The organism is Methanofollis sp. W23 (genome assembly GCF_017875325.1).
Lineage (GTDB): Archaea > Halobacteriota > Methanomicrobia > Methanomicrobiales > Methanofollaceae > Methanofollis.
This window is the reverse complement of the sequence record NZ_JAGGMN010000001.1, coordinates 964,860-985,686: the sequence shown is the minus strand read 5'-3', so window position 1 is coordinate 985,686 and position 20,827 is coordinate 964,860. Positions and strand designations below refer to the sequence as shown.

General features: G+C 56.5%; 9 protein-coding genes. 4 read left to right on the top strand and 5 right to left on the bottom strand.

Features of this window, described 5'->3' with window-relative positions:
* Positions 1–72: 72 nt before the first annotated feature.
* From J2129_RS04055 to J2129_RS04035, 5 genes are read right to left on the bottom strand one after another with little or no spacing between them, the layout of a single operon-like run.
* Entirely contained in the window at positions 73–786 is a 714-nt protein-coding gene (locus J2129_RS04055) for a hypothetical protein (protein WP_209629651.1), read from the bottom strand.
* Positions 774–2,711 (bottom strand): BREX-3 system phosphatase PglZ, encoded by a 1,938-nt coding sequence (gene pglZ, locus J2129_RS04050; protein ID WP_209629650.1) that lies wholly within the window; start codon positions 2,709–2,711, stop codon positions 774–776. The genes J2129_RS04055 and pglZ overlap by 13 nt, the downstream gene beginning before the upstream one ends.
* Positions 2,708–5,290, bottom strand: a complete 2,583-nt coding sequence (locus J2129_RS04045; RefSeq protein ID WP_209629649.1) for a helicase-related protein — start codon at positions 5,288–5,290, stop codon at positions 2,708–2,710. Before J2129_RS04045 ends, pglZ begins: the two co-directional genes overlap by 4 nt.
* The gene (locus tag J2129_RS04040; protein WP_209629648.1) at positions 5,250–7,889 is read right to left on the bottom strand and encodes a DNA methyltransferase; all 2,640 of its coding nucleotides are present in this window, start codon (positions 7,887–7,889) and stop codon (positions 5,250–5,252) included. Before J2129_RS04040 ends, J2129_RS04045 begins: the two co-directional genes overlap by 41 nt.
* Before the next feature lies 1 nt (position 7,890).
* Positions 7,891–11,568 (bottom strand): DUF6079 family protein, encoded by a 3,678-nt coding sequence (locus J2129_RS04035; RefSeq protein WP_209629647.1) that lies wholly within the window; start codon positions 11,566–11,568, stop codon positions 7,891–7,893.
* A 1,387-nt stretch (positions 11,569–12,955) separates the two neighbouring features.
* Between J2129_RS04035 and J2129_RS04025 the strand changes: the two genes are divergently transcribed.
* The 4 genes from J2129_RS04025 to J2129_RS04010 are packed head-to-tail and all read left to right on the top strand — an operon-like array spanning position 12,956 to position 20,695.
* Positions 12,956–14,050: a Wadjet anti-phage system protein JetD domain-containing protein gene (locus J2129_RS04025; RefSeq protein WP_209629645.1), complete on the top strand. Its 1,095-nt coding sequence runs from the start codon at positions 12,956–12,958 to the stop codon at positions 14,048–14,050.
* Complete coding sequence (locus tag J2129_RS04020) at positions 14,028–15,572, top strand: hypothetical protein (RefSeq protein WP_209629644.1); 1,545 nt, start codon at positions 14,028–14,030, stop codon at positions 15,570–15,572. The genes J2129_RS04025 and J2129_RS04020 overlap by 23 nt, the downstream gene beginning before the upstream one ends.
* Positions 15,562–16,311, top strand: coding sequence for a DUF6063 family protein (locus J2129_RS04015; RefSeq protein ID WP_209629643.1), 750 nt, complete (start codon positions 15,562–15,564; stop codon positions 16,309–16,311). The genes J2129_RS04020 and J2129_RS04015 overlap by 11 nt, the downstream gene beginning before the upstream one ends.
* Entirely contained in the window at positions 16,304–20,695 is a 4,392-nt protein-coding gene (locus J2129_RS04010; RefSeq protein WP_209629642.1) for a hypothetical protein, read from the top strand. Before J2129_RS04015 ends, J2129_RS04010 begins: the two co-directional genes overlap by 8 nt.
* Positions 20,696–20,827: the final 132 nt, after the last annotated feature.

Here is a 20,827-nt window from a genome sequence, read left to right as displayed (position 1 = left end):
CATGAGGTTCTGATATTGGATCACAAGGACAGTATCATAACTGAAAAAAATTATTTAACCCCTTATTTTTCCTCAGTAGCGAATGAAAAATCGGTTGGTGCCCATTTGAGACACCTCAAATTCTTTCGATGTAAGGATGTCTGGGATCGTGAGAGAGGATGTGAAGGGGAAGACTTCAGGGATCGTATGTATGCGATCCATCGGGAGAGATCCATTTGGGTTTGCATGTGCGACTGCCTTCAATAGCCAGATCTCGACATCTTTGTTCTGTGTTGAAAGAGAAATCGCACGCTCATACCTGCCCTTCTGATCACACGTGATAACAACGCCCCATTCCTTCAGCGACTCGATCACCCGTTGCACCGCCCGCGGCATAGTGGTCCGTTCCCCCCAGGTCTCGCTCATCTGCTGGATGATCTCAGTTTTTGAGAATCCGTCATAGTACCGGAGCGAGCGGTCCACGGTTCGCACTATATCTCTGAAAAAGGGGTATGCAAGCAGACACATGCCCCAATGGAGCCAGATACGATCATCTTGGTTCAGTGTCGGCAACAGCTCGAAGGCCTCGTCCCTGAGGGGACGATCTGATTCAGGGATACGGCTCCATATCCGTGTCAGCACGGTGATAGTCTTCTGGCGTGCAGTATAATGCGGTCTCTCTTCGGCAAGATATGCATGTAAATAGTTCCGGATCTGCTCGATATCATCGGTTTCACTGGAGATGCCGGCAGTGGCGTCAAGCCAGTCCAGCGTGATCGATCGGTCAAATCCAATCATCTGTGACATTGTTGTGCGCTCCTGATCTGAACAAATGGGACAAACACTTCTTCCATTGAAATGCTGCCGTGCGATAGGATCTCTTCATCTTTTTTGAAAAATGCCTTCAGCCCGTCGGCAAGCAGGACAGTGTGGCCGGTACCAAGATAGTTCGACGGCCATACACAGGAATCTTCCGGAAACGCCTGGTGTCCCTCGTCGGCGAATGAAGCGTGATCGTAGATGCGGGCTCTGGCGCTGGTCTCTTCGACAAGGTCGCCCTGTTGCGGAACGCCCATGCCGGGAGTACAGATGTTCCCGTGATCGGCGGTGATATAGACCTGATATCCCCGGTCGAGGAGACGGGTGATGAATCGCCGGAGGGTTCCGGTTTCTACCCAGTGTCTGACGTCGAGGTGCATCTGAGGCATGCCCATTATGTTTCTATGCATGAGATTGTCGATGGTGTTGATGACAAAGCCGGCGATCCTGGGGGTGGCATCGTGAACGAGTTCGTCCACTTCTGTGTCAGAGACAAGGGTGTTTCCCCGTGAGTAGCCGATGTCTCTTTCTGGTCTGGACTGATTGTGCCAGAATGTGCGCCAGAGATTCTCTTCGCTCAAGGTTTTTCTGTTCACTCCTGAGACGAGAGAGGGTTTTTCTCCGGCAAAGAGGGACCGGCGCGAGATGGAGGTGAGGGTCGGGACCCAGGCGCAGACGAGATCTTCGGAATAGGTAAAGCCGTCACCGAGTATCTCCTTGATGATGAGCCACTGATCGAGGGCCATGCCGTCCATCACGATGAGGGCGGTCCGTTCTCCTGCATGGTGGGCAAGGTAATGAGGGATCTGGTGTACCATCACCGGTGCAGGGAGGTATGGGCGGTCAGGAAGGGTGGGGAAGGTCTTGAAGAGCCAGTCCCTGAACGTGGTCTCAAGGGTCTGGTGGAGGGTGTGGTACCTGGTCTTGACCTGGTCTGGTGTCGTCGCTGGCGAGAGTGCCGAGACGAGCACGACCGCTTCGGCCCAGAGGCGTGCGTACTGTTTCCAGTCGTTGAGTCTGGTGTCTGGGCCTGGGAGGAACTCCTGGATACGGTCGAGGAGGGAATTTAACCGGTATAACTGTTCAGTCTCCTGGTCATTGACAATGCCGCAATGTGCCCATTGTGGAACCTGGACAGATGGAAGGGCACGAAGGGGTTTTAACGCCCCTTCAATGAAGAAAGTGTCGATATAGAGTCTGATCTGGTCGTGGTCGAAGGGAACGGTTGGTGCCGGGCTGTTCCCGCCGATGTATTTGGCCCATTCGTCCTGGAGGTATGCCATGAAGGTGTCGTGATCAAAGAGGTCTTTGATCTCAGAAAATCCGGCAAAATGTCGATCAGTCCAGATCTCCAGGCAGTGGTCGATGAGGATGGGGGGGATGGTCTGGTGGTGGTAGTGAACGCGGCAGAAGAGGGCGATGAGGTCGGTGGATGTTCTTATGTCATCTGGCCGGATCGAGAAGATCTGATCGAGGATGAAGGCGGCCGTATGCTTCCTGCCAAACCGTTTGCCGCGGATCTTGTGCGCTGCTTCGAAGAGAGCGTCGTAGTACTGTGGGCCAAGGGTCTGCACGGTCTTGTAGTCGAGGCCCGGGAAGAGTTCGGAAAGAGAGATCTGGATACATTCGCTCTGCTGGAGGAGGTCGTAGGGAACTGATTCGCGGCGGGTGTGGGGGAACCTGACGATAAGGCGGGGTGTTTCTCTGCCGTTGTCCCGGGGTTCCCGGTAGTTGGGTTCGTATGCATGCCTGAAGGCGATGGGGTCGGTGTAAGTGAGCAGGTCGAAGTGGTTGGCCTGGAGTGTCTGGAAGATCTGCTCGTCGAGGAGGAGGAGGTCGGGGTCGAGTGCTACGATGAGGGGGGAGTCCTGGCAGAGGAGAGTGGCGAGGACCTGGTCTTGCCATTCAGTCATGGTCGGCCGCCTTCCATGTGGAGAAAGAGGACCGGGTAGATGGCGGGGGTGCCGTTCTGTCTGGTCTGTGTGCCCTGGCTGGTCTCGGCGGCGCCGTCTCTGCTCTGATCGTAGAGTGCTGGATCGGCGGTTGTTGCCCCGGTGATCGAGAAGGCTCCTCTGGCTATAGTATCCCAGATCTGCCGGGCGGCGATGGGGAAGGAGTGGCCGGTGTCGTCGATGAAGGAGGGGATCGCGAAGAGGGAGGTGGTCGGTGTGCCGGAGACGGAGAGTTTCCAGAGTGACCAGAGCCCCCTGACCTCTTCGGGAAGGTCGGGAATATGGATGGTGGGGATGGGCTGGTCGGGGGAGGCATAGGGGGTGCTGGTGAGCAGGGCGCTGACGGCGGGATCGGCGACGGTGAGGAGGTTCAGATCGGGGTCATTGCCGGGCGGGTCGAAGACGATGCCAGTCTGGCGGTGGCCGTCGGGCCATGTGAGGTCGAAGCCCTGGAGGCCGCGCGTGATCTCTCCGCCGCGGGCCATGAAGGCTGAGGTGACGAGGTGTTCGGTGAGGGCAGGGAGGGGCGAGTGGAGGTAGTCCTGGATGTCTCCGACTGAGAGGACCGGGTGGTCGAGGAGGGATGAAAGGGTCTGCTTTTCCTCTCGTGCCTGTTCCTGGACGGCGGCGATGAAGGTGTCGAGGTAGTGGTCGGTGTGGTCGGGGTCGAGGATCGCATGGATGAAGAGGTCTTCGAAGCCTCGTTCTGCTTCGCTGGAGTCGAGGACGTCGCTGAATTTGTCGAAGCCGAGGTCGTTGAGGATGACGAGGAGTTTTTCGAGGAGGACTTCGTGGACCCGCTGTTCGACGGTGCCGGAGAAGACCATGTTGTAGACCATGACGTCGTGGGTCTGGCCGATGCGGTCGACTCTACCGATCCGCTGTTCAATCCGCATGGGGTTCCAGGGCAGGTCGTAGTTGATAGCGATGTGGCAGAACTGGAGGTTGAGACCTTCACCACCCGCCTCGGTGGAGATCATGACCTGGGCGGTAGTTGCGAAGGTCTGCTGGGCCCGGCGGCGTTCGTCCATGTCCATTGAGCCGTTGAGGCAGACGACGGAGAAGCCGCGGGTGGTGAGGTAGTCGGTGAGCATCTGTTGGGTCGGGACGAATTCGGTGAAGATGAGAAATTTGAGGTTGGGGTTGTTCTCTTCACCGCGGCGGGAGTACATGAGGTCGACGAGGCGTTCGGCCTTGGCGTCGGGGCGGGTGGCTTCGCACCGGCGGGCGAGGTCGAGGAGGAGGCGGACCTGCTCTGTTTCTGCCTGATGGGAGGATTGTTCGGCCTGGACGGCCTCGTCGATCTGTTCGTCGGTCTCCATGTCCCACCAGTCGTTGAGGGTAGTGGGGGGTCTTCGGGGTGCACTCCCTTCGAGGACGGCAAGCCGTTTTTCGAGGGTGGTCCTGATGGAGCGGGTGCTGCTGGAGACGAGGCGCTGCATGAGGACCATCAGAAATCCGATGTAGTTTCTCTTCTCGGTGAGGGCGCGGTTATAGCCGGTCCTGACGTAGGCGGTGACCCCGTCGTAGAGGTCGGCCTGGAGGCGGTGTGCTTCGTCCCATTCGACTTCGACGATCTTGGTCTGCCTTGGTCTGAAGAGGGGAGCGCCGTCGGTGCCGATGGCGGTGCGTTTCTCGGTTCTGATGATGTAGGGCCTGAGGTCGTCCCTGCTGATCTGGCCGTTTTCCTGGAAGGTTGTCGGGTCGAGGAGGCTCATGAGCCTGAGGAAGGCGTCGGTCTTGCCCTGGTGGGGGGTGGCGGAGAGGAGGAGGAGGTGCCTGGCCGAGCGGGCGAGGCCGCGGCCGAGGGTGTGGCGGGCGACCTGTCGGTTGGTGCCGGCGAGTTTGTGGGCTTCGTCGACGATGATGAGATCCCATCCGGCCTGGGTGACGGCGTGGAAGCGGTCCTGGTTGTACTGGTGGATCCTGGCCGGGGTCCAGCCGCGCCGCTGTCTGAGGGGTTTGATGGCGTCGATGGAGACGATGGCATGGTCGATCTGGTGCCAGAGGGAGGGGTCGGTGCCGGCTGGGTCGACAAGGGTGAAGGTCTCGCTGAAGTGGGTCTGCATCTCGGCGACCCATTGGGTGACAAGGCCCCGCGGTGCGACGATGAGGACGCGGGCGGCTTTGTTCCTGAGTTTGAGTTCTTTGATGACAAGGCCGGCTTCGATGGTCTTGCCGAGCCCGACTTCGTCGGCGAAGAGGCAGCGGACCGGATCGCGGGCGCAGGCCTGGGCGAGGGCGGCGACCTGGTGGGGGAGGGGGGTGACCGGCGAGAAGAGGGGGGCGAGGAGCGGGGTGCCGGCGAGGTGGTCGATGATCCGGCCGGCGGCGGCGCGGGCGATCACCTCGTCTTTCTCCAGGGGCGGGGCCTGGTCGAGGGAGGTGCAGGACGCTGCATCTCCGACGGCCACGGTGTTCGCGCTCGGGACCCAGAACCGACAGGTGGTGGTGCCCCAGATCTGCTGGGTGTCGATCACCTGAACCGGTTCGGCGTACTCAGTGCTCCAGAGCCACCTGCCGGTCTGAACCAGGTCCATGCTGGGTGTGCCCCTGCCGTGTCTGGGCGTTGTCGTAGTACATCAGGAGGACGTCGTCTTCCTGAAGGATCTTTGACGGGAGGCGGTTGCCGGTCGTGATGATGGTGGCGTAGTCACGCTCTGACCAGCATTTCTTGAAGCCTGCCCTGACGGCCTCGGTCCTGAAGGTCTTGAGTCTGCCGCTCGTGGTGAGGTATGCGGTGAACTCTTTGAGGAGGGCCTTCTCCCGGATTTTTTCGAGGTCCGACTCTTTGGTGGGGTCCGGGACGTACCACCGGCCGTCTTTGTCCTTGAGGAAGTTTTGTTCGAGGATGTCGCCGAGTTCCGGGAGTGACTCGTGTTTGTCGGTGTTCCTGGTCTCGATCATAAACGCGGGCTGAATCTCCTGGTAGGTCTTGGGGGCGTTGTCGAGTTCCTGCCTGAGCCACTGGATGGCGCTCTTCTCGTCGTGGACGAAGAAACTCATCTGTTCGACGCGGTCGGCGGCGAGGCGTTTCTGCTCGTAGAGGGGAACCTGCTCGGGGAGGAAGTACATCCCGTCGCGTTCAGGGAAGCGCTGGTAGAGCCCGAAGTAGAAGTCGGCGGCCGAAATGGGGACGATGATCCCGCGCTGCACATGGAAGGCGACCATGCGGTCGAAGAGGAGGTGTTTCTGCCTCTCCGGGACGTACTGGAGGACGCCGTCCTTCTCAGGGGCGGGCGGCAGGTGTTTGAGGTGCTGACGGACGAAGTCCCAGACGCCGTCCTCGGTGCCGGCGGTGAGTTTGAACCGGTCTTCAAGCCCGCCGTTGGGTTTGTAGGCGGAGATGATGAGGTCCTGTTTGACCGATTGGTTGGAACTGGATATCTGGTTGAAGGTACCCTGCTTCTTGTCCAGCGTCCTTACGTCGGCGATCACGAACCCGGCCCGCGTCAGCGCCTGCTGGATCGCCATCCAGACATTGTTTCTGGAGTTGTGGAACTCCACCGTCATCCAGCGCCCGGGCTTGAGGATCCGGTAGTTCTCACTGAAGCACTGCTCCATCAGCGCCTGATACTCGGGGAGTGCCTTGCGCTGGACCTTATTAACGATCGCCTCGGAGTGGTTGTTCGTGAAGACTCTATACCATGCTTCGTGAAGGAAATTCAGTTCGGAGTACATCAGGTTGCCACCGAAGGGGGGATCGGTGAAGATGTAGTCGATGGAATTTTGAGGGATATCGTTTATTTTCGATGATGATTGGGTCGTAATGCAGATATGTGAACTGAAGTTTTGGTATGACTCAAGGATCTTTTTCAGCCTCTTTATCTTCCCATCAATTAGATAAGGGAGGGACACTTCAGCAATTTGAGATCCAATGTACAGCGTTCCGCTTAACATTCTGTTGACTTGAGAATAATGGGTTGGGCCATACCGGTTTAATCTGCTCAATCCTGAAATCGTTTGGTCGAAAGTATACTTCAGATAACTTATGTTTGGGGATTGAGTAGTATTAAGCATTGAAAATATCTTGGATAAAAGGTAGAGAGGACGCTTATAGTAGAACTGATGCACATGGGTGACGCCGGCATTTCTCGGGTCTGACATCTTTTCCCCATCAGGCAACTCATCTGTCGGGAACCAGTATGGGATCCGCTCCCCCTCGATCCGCCTGATCAGGGCGAGGTCTTTCTCGTCGGGCCTCTTTTCAAACCGCTTTTTCTTCCCATTCACCATGACGGTGTAGTTGATCAGCACCGGCACCTGCTTTGCCCGCCGCACCGTCTCGCCCAGGGCGTCGTCATGGACATACTCCCATGCCCGGTCAAGGGAGCGCTTCGTCGTCACCGCGCCGCAGTGCGGGCAGGGGAACTCGGAGCGGACCTTCCCCTCGGCCGGGTCTACCGCCGCCTCCCAGAAGACGATCTCCTCTGAACACGAGGGGCAGACGAAGACATCGCTCCAGACCGTGTAGTTAATCCGCCCCTTCACCGGCGTCGTGGTGCCGTGCACGTCCTTCTTCACCTGCACCTTGCCGTCCACCACGTGATCGGTCTCGTACATCCAGCCGCATTCCTCTTCCACCTCGGCAAGGATGTGCTTCGCCTCCTTCTCGAAGGCCGCGGGGTCCACCGGGTTGTTGTAATTGTAGGCGATGAAGGTCGCCGCCGGTGAGAGGTCGCAGAGGATTGCCCGGCGGGCGCCCCACTCCACCTCGGGCATCTCCGTCTCGACCTTCTTGCGGTACGCCGCGTCCGGGTTGCCGCACATCTGCGCCGCTACCCCGGTCATCCCGGTCCCGCAGAACCCATCGAAGACGATGTCGCCCGGCTTCGTGTAGTGGAGAATATAGCGCATGATCGCCTTGTGCGGCACCTTCGTGTGATACGAATGGGCATTATAGATCGGATCGTTCTTCCCCTCGCTCACATCCGCCGCAAACGGTTCGCAGTCGTACTTCTCCTCGGGATCGAACTCCCGCCCGTACTTCTCGATAAACTCCCCGATCCACGGGTTCGGACATGCCGTATAATACGGAGGGTCCGAAAGAGCGATGATGTCCCTGTCCTTTCCCTGAGGGAATCCCTCAATCCTGCGAACGGCATCGAGCCGCTCCTCTGTCAGTTCATAGTCAGTCATCTTATTCCACCACCAGACGCACCTTTCTCTCGTCCTTGTCTTTCACCAGATCTTGAACATACTCGTCAAACCGTGTCTCGATCTCATCCACCGAACACGCCGACCCATTTGCCATCAGCGCATGCTGCAGATCGTCAGTCCTGATCGTCACCTTCACCAGACCGGAAAGCGCCTCCTGCAGCGCCCGCACCAGGTTCGCCGACACCGGCGTCGGCAACTCTCCCTGCTCGCGGAAATCGGTCACCAGAGCCCGGTCCTTCGGCTTCAGCAGTTCGAGGTTCGCCTGCACCGTCGGATCGCTCAGGTTCTCGACCAACGTCTCGGTCCACCCGGTATAGATCGCATCAAGCTGATCCTCCAGGTGGTCCAGCACGGCGTCCGGCGAAGGTGCGCCCTCCTCGTCTTTCGGCCTGAAGTTACACGAACAGACCGGATCTCTCTCAAGGTCCTTCTCGGTGAGAGTAAAACACGGCTTCAGAGTGGCAAGAACCGCTTCAAACTCGTTCAGGGAACGCTTCGGCAGGATCTCGATACCGGAGAGGGCTCGCAGCGCCGTAAGACGCGGGTCGGCCATCAACCGCTTCTTCCGCTCGTCCCCCTCATGGCCCAGCCTGGCCAGCCGGTGGAGACGGAGGTACTCGGCGATGTAGCGCTTCTTCTGGTTCTCAAGTTCTCGCTTGAGATCATTCTGGAAGGAAGGCGTGATCTCCTCCCCCTTCTCAAGCTGCACAAATATCGAACGCTTCAACTCAGAAAGAGCATCCAGACACTCGTTCCCCTCAGGGAGCACCATCTCGGCCTGCGAGAGATACGACGTCAGAGGCGCAAGGTTAGAACAGAACTGCGCAAGGTCATCGATCTCCTTCATCAACGCCAGTTGCTTCGCATGACCCCGCACATCAGCCTTCGTCCCGCTGTAGTTCTTGAGTTTCCCCTCAGTCTTGAACCGTTGAAGCGACTCTAGAAACACCTTCAGACTCTCAAGGTCCTGCTTCTTCTGCTCCTTCGTCTGCTCATCATAGAGGTCACGACCCCACAGAAGAAGCGAATTATCCAGCCGCTGCTCTGCCTCCACCACCTCAGGGATCAGCTTTTTCAGCCGGTCCTGGAGCTGCTTCACCGCCTCGCGGTGGGTGGCCGTGTTCTTCACCAGGCCGGGGGTCAGACCGATCGTCTTGAACAACTCGGCAAGCACCTCAAGAGGCGGCTCCTTCGGGAGTTCCACATGCTTGAACCCTACCAGGTCTGACCCGCTCTTCTTTGTCATCTCGTCAAGGTTTGCGGCCGTGATCTTCGCATCCGGATAGGCTACCACCGCATCGCCGTGATAGACCAGCGCCGCCAGGAGCAGACCGACATACTCGGGCTCAAGCCTGAACCGACGTCCGTACTCAACCCCATGCTCACTGCTGATGATCTCGCTGCGGTTCAGCACCTGACCGAACGCCTTCTCTTTGAGGAGTGTCACAATGTGCTGGGCATACATCGACTCTTCCGGATTGATCTGATCGCCCTCCAGAAGACCGAGAGCATCGAGCACTGCCGCACCCCGCTGTGTCTTCAGGCCACCGCGGATATAAGTCAGGGCATCCTTCACCGCATCCTCGCGGTCGGCACCCCGGATCGTCTGGGAAAACTGCGGATAATCGGGCGCCAGGTCCTCGAAATGCGGGGCCAGACAGTAGGCGGCGATGCCGTTGATCATCGCCATCACATCGCCCCCCGTCGGGACCGCTCCTTCCTTCGCCCATTCAAGCAAGTTCTTCTCGACACCGCCATAGGTGACAAGATACGCCGTCACCATATTGTCCCGCAGCCACCGCATCATCACGGCCAGGTGTTCATTTGCCTTCTTCTCATACACCCCTCGGTTTGTCGCCGACGCCGTGCTCGCCATCTCACGAGCGCCTGCATATCGTTTCAGGGCCTCATAGAATTCATCATCCCACTTCATCAGTCTGAAGAAGACCTCATCAGGCCGCTGCTCGTCATCGTACTCCGGCGGAGCAAACGGCTGAATGAAATAGATATAGAACTCTCGTTGCGGCTGTGCGGTCGAACGCTCGTTCGGCGCACCGAAGAAGAGATACCCTGGCCGGCCTGCTTTCCGGTCTGCCCAGACCACCTCATGCTGCCAGATCCGATACCCGCTCACATAGGTGACGTCAGCGGCCTTCATCACCCTGGCCAGGGCATCGAAATAATAGGAATCCAGTTTCCACTTGTTGAGCGACTCTGCTCTCTCCTCGATCTTGGCATCATAATCGACGTCCTTCTCGACGTCGAGATAGTACATGTCGTTCCCCTCATTATGGGAGATGAATTGACCACTCACCGTCCTGCTGATCTCTCGGAGCGCCGTCTCGACCGTCGTAAGCAAGAACTCAGAGTCCTGCTCAGGAATATCCAGATACAGGCAGAGATCGTCCCTCAGGTTCTCGGGCGTCAGCCCGATTGGAGACTTGAGATCGCCGGTCGTCAGGCGGTGGACACAGAGGGCATGAATGATCCTGACCGCCGCATCGAGGTATTTTTTCTTCTCAAAAGAACGTTCCAGAATATTCTGAAGGATATGCCCTTTTTCAAGAACTCTCCTGATATCCTGATTTGTCCGAACAGACCGGTCCTCCGCGAGAGAGTACCAGTACCCATCATAGGACAAGATCCCTGGGCTATCTGCAGGCACCTCGACATCGATCAGGCGTTTCACATCGCGGCTGACCGTCTTGAGCACCTCTCGCTTCTCCACCATATAGAGTCTCTCGAACGTCTCCAGATAACGCGGATGCACCGGGAAGAGCGCCACGTACTCATCAAGACGCTCGTTCATATCCCCATAAAGAGGTGCGAACTTCTCCAGATGAGCACGGATCTTTGCCTCCTGCTCAGGCGTCTTTTTAAGCAGACGCTCGGAGACGACATAAGCAATATCCTCGCCATAGATACTGACCGGTTCAAACCTCTTCTGCACACGCCGCATTGAATCGGCCACAAACTCAAACCTCGGATTGTCGAAGAGAGCTTCCTGGACACCGGCCATAAAACGGAACTTGCTCAGGCGGCACGACTCCCCGATCTCCCGCATGAAGTTGAGGTCAAGCACCAGATCGGTCTCCTGGCGGGTACGGAGATAATCCAGGAGTTCGTCCACGATAAGAAGCAGTCCCTTATTCGGATACTTCTCCTCGAAGGCATGCATCATTTCGACGAGCGCATCCTTATGGTTGACAATCTGGTCGTCCGGCGGGAAAGTATAGGAGACTCCCAGTGCTGCAAGATTGCGCTCGAGTTCCCCGCAAACGATATTCCGGAGCGACTGCTTGACCGCACCGATCTCGGTCCTGATAATGACAAACTGACCGGCGATCCTCTGCGCCGCCTCTCGCACCTCATCATTCTGGACCTGGGAGACCAGATCGGCATGCTCTGCAACGGCACTGATCACCGACATCAGATGCGATTTGCCGGTGCCGTAATTGCCGACGATCAGGAGTCCTTTTTTGTCCAGTGTCGGATCGAGATCAAGAAACGGGATCAGGTTGGAGGTGATCTTCTCGGCCATACCGTCTGAGATCACATAGGTCTGCACGAGCCGCTCGGCCTCGCGCCTGTCGTCGGCCTCCCGCAACTGCACGATATCTTCGATCGGATCGAACTGGACGAGGTCTCCGTACTTCATAGAGCACTCGCCTCGTTCACTGAATAGATAGTCACGCCACGGAGGTCGGCGGGGGAATATACCCGATATTCATCATGGCCTGGCACGGCATAAGATAGATTTGAACCATCCCAGGACCCATCCCACGCTGCAACGACCGTCTTCGTGCGAGCCGCCTGTTTGAGAAGACGGAGAGGATCGAGGGAGAGGTCGGCGGCGAACAGAAGTTCGAGATTGTCACAGAGGGCCACGTCTCCCTCTGCGCCATCGATAGTATCTCGAAATTCGCGTTGGACCGCCTCCGGTCGATCTCCAGAGGGGGATCCAATTGTCTGTTCGCTGATCAGGGAGTTGATATTGAGATAGGGTATACCATGTTGCTCTGTCCATTTTTGGAATAAAGTCGTTTTACCACTTCCATATTTGCCATATACAATGATTAAACCGTTATTTTTTCCGTTGAAAGTAAACAAACGCCTTGAAGGCATCAATATAGAGTATAATACATAATATAATTATTTTGTGGTTTATCGACGAATTAATTTCCCATATATTTGATAAATAGGCCTTAATTCATTAATAAATTGAAAAATACAGAAAAATTGAAATATTGGTTGACATCCGTGCCAGAAAGATTAAGTATGCCATTAAGATCCAATTTTGATTTGACCCATATCTGAGTGTATAATATGAGTCTCATTCATTCTGGTCTGATTAAAATTCGTGGATCTTGAACTGGCCATATATCTGGCCAGCATGTAGATTATCAACTACATAGCCAGGTGCCACGGATCGATATCCATACTTGATCATGACTTCCTTGAATTCTAGCACAAAATCACCTTGCCCAGTCAACGCGATCGAGATCGACGGAGATCACCAGCGTCTCATCCCCCTATCTCATACCAACGATTTTTATTTCTCAACGATGTGGATCCCGACCATACAGATTTCTTAGAGATTTTTCCACTATATAGAGAGCCTCTGGATGATTCTCTGTCGCGGGAGACGTATCATCCAATAATTGGAAATTTACTCAAACTCATTCACGCTCGCACTCCAAGATCCCTCGAAGTCCTGCGAGTCTTCTCAAGCTCACATCTCTCGCACTCCACCTTGATCTCACAATAAATCAAGGACAGCACCCTCTCTTCATGATCGTCTATGCCACCCCCAGCCTCATCATGGACCCAGGGCTACCTGGGGATGCGAGCATCAGCGAGATTGAGAAGATCTTTGATCTTCGATAGAACACCCAGTGTGACCGATGTGGGAAGGTGGACAAGGCACGGTCTCATACCTGCACTCTACATCAAGGAATCCCAGAACCCTCTCTCCAGCAAAATCACTTCCCCACCCCAGATCGAACCCCTTATCAGAAGCAAAACAGATAGAACCAGATGATCGCATGCACGACCAGATCCGGACGCTCCTCCTCCACCATAAAAACAAACGAATCGCCCTCCACGACATGGACATCCTCCTCAAAGACGCAGGGATCCACCTCTTCACCGACACCGAACAGCAGAAGCAGTTCATACGCACGGTCCAAAACCTCATCAAAGCCGGCGTGCTGGTCCCGCTCAAGAGCGCACGGCCGCTCATCGAGTACGGAGGGCTGCCGGCAAAATATACCCTCCGCCGGGACCTGCTCACCGAAGAGGAGGCACCCCTCTCCGCAGAGCACCGAAGCGAACTCTTCTCCCTCCCCACCCCGATCTCCATCGATTACTACGCACACCACGCAGACGACTACCGCAGGGATCGGGACGCCATCCTCAGGATCAGGGACATGATCGAAGATGACGACGACGAGGTGCTGACCGTCAACGAACGCTCCTACGAGATCTTCGGCGACGAGAAGGCGATCGATGCACCCCGGCACGCCGCGGTCGACGGCGAGGCGGTGCTCAGGAACCTCGGTCTGACGCTTGGAGACATCAGGGCGAAGAAGGTGTATGAACCATTCTTCTATTTTGAGAAGGACTTCGGCGCGCTGGAAGGGACGACAGAGAGGACGGTCCTGATCGTCGAGAACAAGGACACCTTCTGGACCATGCAGCAGGCGGTGACCGCTGGCGAGGTCGACGGGATCAACCTGGTCATCTACGGCGAGGGGAACGCGATCCAGAAAAAATTCGAGTACATCGAGACCGTGGGCGGAACCCTGGACGACAGGTACGTCTATTTTGGAGACATCGACAGGGAGGGCATCGCCATCTTCAACCGGTTGCAGGCACGCTACCCCAACTATGGCATCAGGCCAGCCACCTCCCTCTACACCGCCGTCCTGAAGAAGGCGGGATACCGGAATGCACGCCCTCTCAGGAACGACCAGAAGAGAGGTCAGATTTCACTCTCCCCCTTCATCGACGCCTTCGACGACGAGAGCAGGGCGGCGATCGAGTGGATCATCACAGAGGAGAGATATCTCCCGCAGGAGGTTCTCACCGCCGTCGACCTCAGGAGGATGAAGGCCTGTGGACTATCAAAGACATTGTAAAGAGATCAACGAACGGATGGAGCACCTGGTGTGCTTCTATCCATTCTTTAAGGCCTTTACCTCGCCTTCGGTCAGGAACCTGGACTATGACGCCCTCTACCTCGGCCTGGGTGTGCTGACATTTCTCATCGAGAAGGGCCGGCTCCAGGGACGCATGGTACCGCCCGAAGAGATCCAGGGATATGTCATGGGGATGATGGAGGAGATGTACCCCAGGCGGAAATTTGACGACCGGGCAGTGACGCGGACGGTACTCGGAATCCTTGAGACCACCCCTGGAGGAGAACTCTACGACTTTCAGTACCTTGACCCGGTGAGACAGCAGCAGGTCGACCGTTATGTCCACTATGTGAGGTACGACGTGAACGAAGGGGCATATGAGATCACCGACGCCGGGCTTGAGTTCATGATCGCCATCAAAGAACTCCCTGAAGAGTCCAGGGTCACGGTCACCCTCATCCTCTTTAAAAAGCAGATCGAGAGCGGTGCATTCAGAAACGCCCTTGAGACGGTGCGTGACCTCAACCTCGAGGTCCACCGGAAAAAAGGGAAAAAACAGGCATTGCTCGACAGCATGATCTTCGGCGACCCCGACGTCGTGAAAAAATTCACTGACTACACCAGGGACGTCATCTCCCAGCTTGAACAGGAAGATGAACTCTTCAGGCAGGTCAGGGCAACCCTCCAGGAACTCTCAGACGATGCCACGCAGGTCACCGATCATGCGGCGTCATTTGGGGAAGAAGAGGACTTCATCGTCATCAAAAAACTCGCAGACGAACTGGACTACGGCTACAAACTCCACAACACCCTCCTCAAAGACTACACCGGGATCCCTGCCGAATATAAACGGATCACACAGATCAGGTTGCACTCGCTCTTTGACCGCCGCTACAAGTTCCAACAGATGCTTGAAAGCCACGTCCAGGCCAACCTTCCAAACGACGTGCACGTGGTGGAGATGCTCCCCCTCCTCCTCCCAAACGCAAGGAAAACCTTCAGCCTCTACAGGCTCTTTGAGCCCCAGAGTATCATCGGGAAAAAGACCGGGACCACAGAGACGCGGGTGGCAGAGGAAGACTGGGGCGACACGAAGTCCCCTGACAAGATCGTGCATGAACGGCAGAGCACGGCCTTCACCCTCTATGCGTCGGTCCTGGTGGAGGGGCTCGAGGCCGCCGGCGGAACCCTCGACCTGCCCGCGTTCCTGGACCTGATCCTGGAACAGTACGGCGACGAAGGAATGGACCACATCGACCTCATCCCCTTCCTGATCGAACTGAATCGGGGCGTACGGCAGGAAGAGAAAGAAGCCTACGAGACCGTCTTCGACCTCCACGCACCAGAAGACCGACTGAGCCCCATCGAGAAGGTTCTGGTCTCGGCCGCGGCCGAGAAGCAGGCGGCCATCGACGTGATCAGAGTCCGGTCCAGACCCGACGTCAGGGTGCGGCTCACCGACGAAAGAGACGTGTACGTCTCTCATCTTGACTTTATGGGAGAACAAGAGAATGAAGTTTGACGAAAAGAACCTCGGGGTCGCCCTGGAGATTTTCTACTGCATCCTGGAGAACGGGTCGCTCACACGCTCCGACCATCCAGGGGAATTTTTGCGGTACGAGCAGGAGGCCGAGGTGAGGGAGGCGCTGGCCTTCTGCGCAAAGGGACAGCGACTGGTCCTGTGCAGACATCACGACGCCCTCTATCTCAGTCCCGGGATACATAACCCGGTCTTTGGCCTCTCAAACACCGAGATCAAACAGGCTCTCGGGAGCGGGTTCAACAACCCCGAGATGTACACGGTCTTTTTTATCATGCATGTCCTCATCACCGAGTTCTACCAGGACTCCGCCCACGAGCCTTATCTGGAGAAGGTGCCGAAAAAGCATCTCATCGAGGTGGTGGAGAAGAAGATGAAGGCAATGGAAGCGCTCGAATACCTGGAGAAAACCAGCGAAGACTACCAGTTTAACTTCAAGGTGATCGCCGACCTCTGGGACAGACTTCCCCCGTCTGAATTCAGAACAGACGAGAGCGACAAGATCAAACAGCGGGGCTCGGGCTCGAAGCACGCCCTGGTAAACAGCACCATCATGTTCATGGAGAAGAACCAGCTTGTCAGGGAACACGACGACGCCGTCTACCTCACCCCACGGTGCAAGGCGATCATCGCCGAGATCTACAGCAACGAGGAGGTCCAGACCGACCTGAGGACATTTATCGAGGGGCTTGGCGAGGTCGGGGAGGGAGACGATGCCTAAACTCCGCCAGGTACGGATCATCAATGCCCAGTTCGACGACGGGAAGAGCATATTCGAAGATTTTCGGATGCCCTTCTTTGGCAGGAACGCCACCTACGAACTGAGAAACGGTGGCGGAAAATCGGTCCTGCTGATGCTCATGCTCCAGTGTGTCCTCCCCAATGCCTCGCTCGACCCAAACCATCCGTTCAAGGACATGTTCCGCGGCGGGGACCCGAACCGCACCACCCATATCCTTGCCGAGTGGGAACTGGAAAAGGAGATTGCAGATGAGAAATATCTTCTGACCGGTTTTTGTGCGAAACGGCAGTCTGACCCGGACGAAGAGGGAAATGACGACGGGATCAAATATTTTTCATATCTCCACCTCTATAACGGGCCAAACGATCTCGACCTCGAAAAAATCCCCCTCTGCTGGAGAGAGAAAGGCGAGTTTGTGGTCAGGGACTATGCCGACACCAGGAAGATGCTCAAGGAGAAGAAAGACCATGACATCTGGATCGCCAGGAACAGGAGAGAGTATCTTGAACGGCTCAAGAGATACTGCCTCCTGGAATCTGAATGGAGATTTATCAAAGAGATCAACAGGCAGGAAAACTTCCTGAAATCATATTTCAGGGAGTTCAAGACCTCACGGTCACTGGTGGAAAAACTCCTGATCCAGACGGTCGACCGGTGCCTCCAGGACAGGCAGGCTCTTATCACCGGGGAGAAGAAAGACGAGTCGAGCACGAAAGCGCTTGCCGACGCACTCTGCCAGTCCCAGAACCAGCTCAAAGAGTTGCAGGAGAAGCAGAGTCAACTACACGACTTTGAACGCCTCCATGCCGGGGTCACCACGCTGCAGGAGACAAACCAGGAGTTGATCGATTCGTTCCAGGCCTTCGAGGCTTCGAAACAGACGGCCGCATCGCAGTATGCTGCACACCAGGATGCCCTTGTCCATAAGGAGGAGGAGATCTGTGGACTCAAGGAGAAGTGCACGGAAAAAGAGGCGGCACTCCAGGCCACGGACACCGAGATCGAGAGGAACGGGCTCATCATCCTGAATGTTGAGGTCAACCTCCTCAGGAAGGCCGAGAAGCGGGCTGAGGAGGAGAGGGCACGACGTGCTGAGGCGGTGAAAGAACAGGAAAAGAAGGTGGACTTTTCATGGGCGGTGAATAAATATCTCGGGTACAGGAAGGCCCTGGAAGAGATCCAAAGGAACGAAAAGATCATCGAGAACACCGCACGCGACCACGAGGAAATCTTTTCCAGGGTCCGTCTCCTTGGAAAGACGCTCTATGTCCATGCTGCAGAGGAAAAACAGAAGGTCGTCGAACGGCTGCAGAGGAAAGAAGAGGAGGCGGCCGTCCTCAAAGAGAAAAACAAAATCCTTGCGCAGAACCTTGGCCGCGTCATGGAGCGGGTACAGGGATATGAACAGGACATTGCCGATCGCAGGCAGCAGGTCACCGACCTCGAAGAGCGGGAGGCAGACCTTCGCCAGCGCCATGAGGGGTGTCCCAGGGTCGACGCAGGTCTCTCGGTACATGTCCCTGGCCTCATCGAGGCCACCGGGAGACGGATCGAGCGTGAGCGTGCGGCGTGTGCTGATCTCTTTGCAGCGATCGAGGAGAGAAAAGAGCGGCTCCACAGGAACGAAGGTCTGGTAGAAGGGTTGAACGGTCAGATCACAGTTCTTGAGGGAGCGATCGCCCGGGTGAAGGTTGACCTGGAGACCTATACTGACATGGAACAGGAAGCCCTCCAGATCGCCGGCCTCTATGAGATGGGCGAGGTCGAGCCCTGCATCACTCACCTCGACGGGCAGGTCGTTCAGCTGCAGGAATCACTCGCAGACCTGAAGTCAAATCATGCCTCCCTGATCGGGAACCTGAAGGCCGCAGAGAAATATGGTGTCGTCCCGGGGCAGGAATATCTGGACGCCCTCGAAAGTCTGCGTGAGCACTATCCGACCGCCATGAGCGGGGCCAAGTACCTGAAGAGTTCCCCTGAAGAGAGAAGAAAAGAAGACCTGGCCAACGCCCCCTGGCTCCCAAAGGCCATCCTCCTGCTTCACGGGGACTACAAGGCCATTGCCAAGGATCCATCTCTTCTCCCTGCCCGTGTCCAGGACGCCCGGGTCATCCTCACCAGTTTCGACCATCTCAGGGAGAAGAGAATGCTCACCTCTGGAGACGTCTGTATCCCGTCAAGGCCACCGGAACACACCTTCCATGCCCTCGAGAGCGACCGGGCGGCGGCACACCTCAAAAAAGAGATCGCCAGGGTCGAGGAGGAATGCACTCTTACCGAGGAGAGGGTGGAAGGACTGCAACACGACAGAAAAGCCCTCGCAAAATTCACCTCCCGGTTCTCTCCAGGATACCGGGAGGAACGAGAGGCCGCACTCCAGGAGGATGTACAGGCACGTGATGCACAGGTCTCACGGCATGCCACGCTCAGAAAAAAGATCGATGAAGACCACCATGCCCTCCCCGAACTGCAGGCACGCCTGGAAAAGAAAAATGAGGATATCGATCAGTTCGAAAAAAAGCGTCTCCTGCTCACAGAGATCCTTGCAACCTCAGAGAAGATGAAGGAGGTCTCGGCTCATCTACAGCAGGGAATTTTGCAGAAGAAAACGTGCGAGGAGGCACAGCAACAGACCCGGGCCAGGATCGACGAGGGCACCCTTGAACTGAAAGAGAAAGAGGCTTCAATCCGGCAACTGGAGGGGCACCTCCGTGCGGTGAAGAAGGAGTGCGAAGAATACGAGAAATATGATCGTGACGGGGTCGAGGTCCTCCATGGGGTGGAAATTTTCCCGCTCAGGGCCGAGTACCAGGCGGCAGAGCAGGTGCTCCAGCGCGTTGCCGGAGATCTCAACCAGGTTCAGGATACGATCGCCATATGGAGAAAACAGGCCAAAGATGCTCTTGATGATATCAAGAAGGTAGAGATCCCCCTCGCCGAGATCGAAGCAGAAGATCCGCACGAGCCCATCCCCTCAAGGACCATCGAGGAACTCAAAGAGAGGGTGCAGACCCTCAAAAAATACCTTGAGGAGGCGGCCGAACGGCATGAGGCTGCAAAGGGGGAGCACCGCCTCAAGTCCATCGACATGGAGAAGGCGGAGACCGACTTCAACAGCCACGCACCCACGCCCTATAGCAGAGACCTGGCTCTCCTCGACGCCTCGCCATATCAGGCCGAACTGAACCGGCTGCAGGATCTACGTGTGCACACCCATGACGAGATCACGGCCCTCCGTGCTGCATACACAGAGGCGGAAAACGGACAGAGAGAGCTGGAGACTCAGTGTCGGGGCTATGAGGTGCTCAATGACACCTACCACTTTGCCGGGAGAGTTCCTCTCCAGGCCGGCGCCCTGGTCCCCTACAAATCCCTCCAGGAGGAACTTGCATCACACCACACAGAGATCACAAAACGCAAGAAAAAACTGGGAGCCACAAAGGAGCAGGTCATCGACGACCTCACCGGGGTCACGGCTGTCTCAGGGCACATAGAGGAGATAAAGAGAAAATTCAGGGTGGCGGAGACCATTGAGGAGGCGATCGCTATCCGGCAAGGCCTGGACGATGGTGCCGAGATGATCATCTCAGAGATCGCCATGACCACAAGGATGATGGACGGGCTGCTCGCGGCCCAGACCAAGATCGTTGTCCAGGCCCTTGGCATGGCGATGCAATACCTGGAGTACCTGAAGACGTTCCCGGCAGCCTCGAAGATCGAGATCGACGGGCGGACGTACGAGATGGTGCAGATAAACTTCGACACATGCGCATACACCGGTGAGGTGGCAGAAGGAAGAATGCACCAGTACATCCAGGACCTCACCCATCATATCCAGACCGAGAAACTCGGGCCAGAAGAGGTGGAGAGGGCACTCATGCCAGACCAGCTGGTGGGTCGGGTGCTGGACATGGGGCAGATCCGCGTCAAGATCCGCAAGGTCGATGTAAGCTCTCACCGCCCTCAACAGTGGGACCAGGTCAAGGCCTCTGACGGCCAGGAGAATACGATGTATATCATCTTCCTGGTGACCCTCATGTCTGCGATCCGGAGTATCGTCGTCGACCGGTATGATATGAAGACCGCAAAGGTGCTCATCATCGACAATCCCTTTGGGTCGACGGGGGCACACTATCTCTGGGAGAAGATCGGGTCGATCCTTGAGCGCAACAATGTCCAGATCATCTGCTCTGGACATAATATCGGTGCAGATGTGCGGGAGTTCTTCCCGGTCAACCATATTCTCACTGAGGAGAGGTCGGCGTCGGGCAGGACCAGGATCGGGATCCGGTTCGAAGGGGTGGGGAAGGAACTGGACCAGAAGGAACGGCAGAAGCGGGGAGATATTACAGCGTGGTGGTGATCGGGAGAAGATGATGTCATCTTAGTTTCGGGTATCCAAAAGTATCGGGGATATGAATCATCTTCCTGATCAAACACCTTTATTCCAGGAATTCTGAACGCATGTCTTCCACCGGGGGGCGAGCGCCCCCCG

Excerpts from the sequence above, each read along its gene's own strand:
- J2129_RS04055 (WP_209629651.1), bottom strand. The coding sequence starts at position 786 with ATGTCACAGATGATTGGATTTGACCGATCGATCACGCTGGACTGGCTT.
- J2129_RS04045 (WP_209629649.1), bottom strand. The coding sequence starts at position 5,290 with ATGGACCTGGTTCAGACCGGCAGGTGGCTCTGGAGCACTGAGTACGCC.
- pglZ (WP_209629650.1), bottom strand. The coding sequence starts at position 2,711 with ATGACTGAATGGCAAGACCAGGTCCTCGCCACTCTCCTCTGCCAGGAC.
- J2129_RS04025 (WP_209629645.1), top strand. The coding sequence starts at position 12,956 with ATGCACGACCAGATCCGGACGCTCCTCCTCCACCATAAAAACAAACGA.
- J2129_RS04040 (WP_209629648.1), bottom strand. The coding sequence starts at position 7,889 with ATGACTGACTATGAACTGACAGAGGAGCGGCTCGATGCCGTTCGCAGG.
- J2129_RS04035 (WP_209629647.1), bottom strand. The coding sequence starts at position 11,568 with ATGAAGTACGGAGACCTCGTCCAGTTCGATCCGATCGAAGATATCGTG.
- J2129_RS04010 (WP_209629642.1), top strand. The coding sequence starts at position 16,304 with ATGCCTAAACTCCGCCAGGTACGGATCATCAATGCCCAGTTCGACGAC.
- J2129_RS04015 (WP_209629643.1), top strand. The coding sequence starts at position 15,562 with ATGAAGTTTGACGAAAAGAACCTCGGGGTCGCCCTGGAGATTTTCTAC.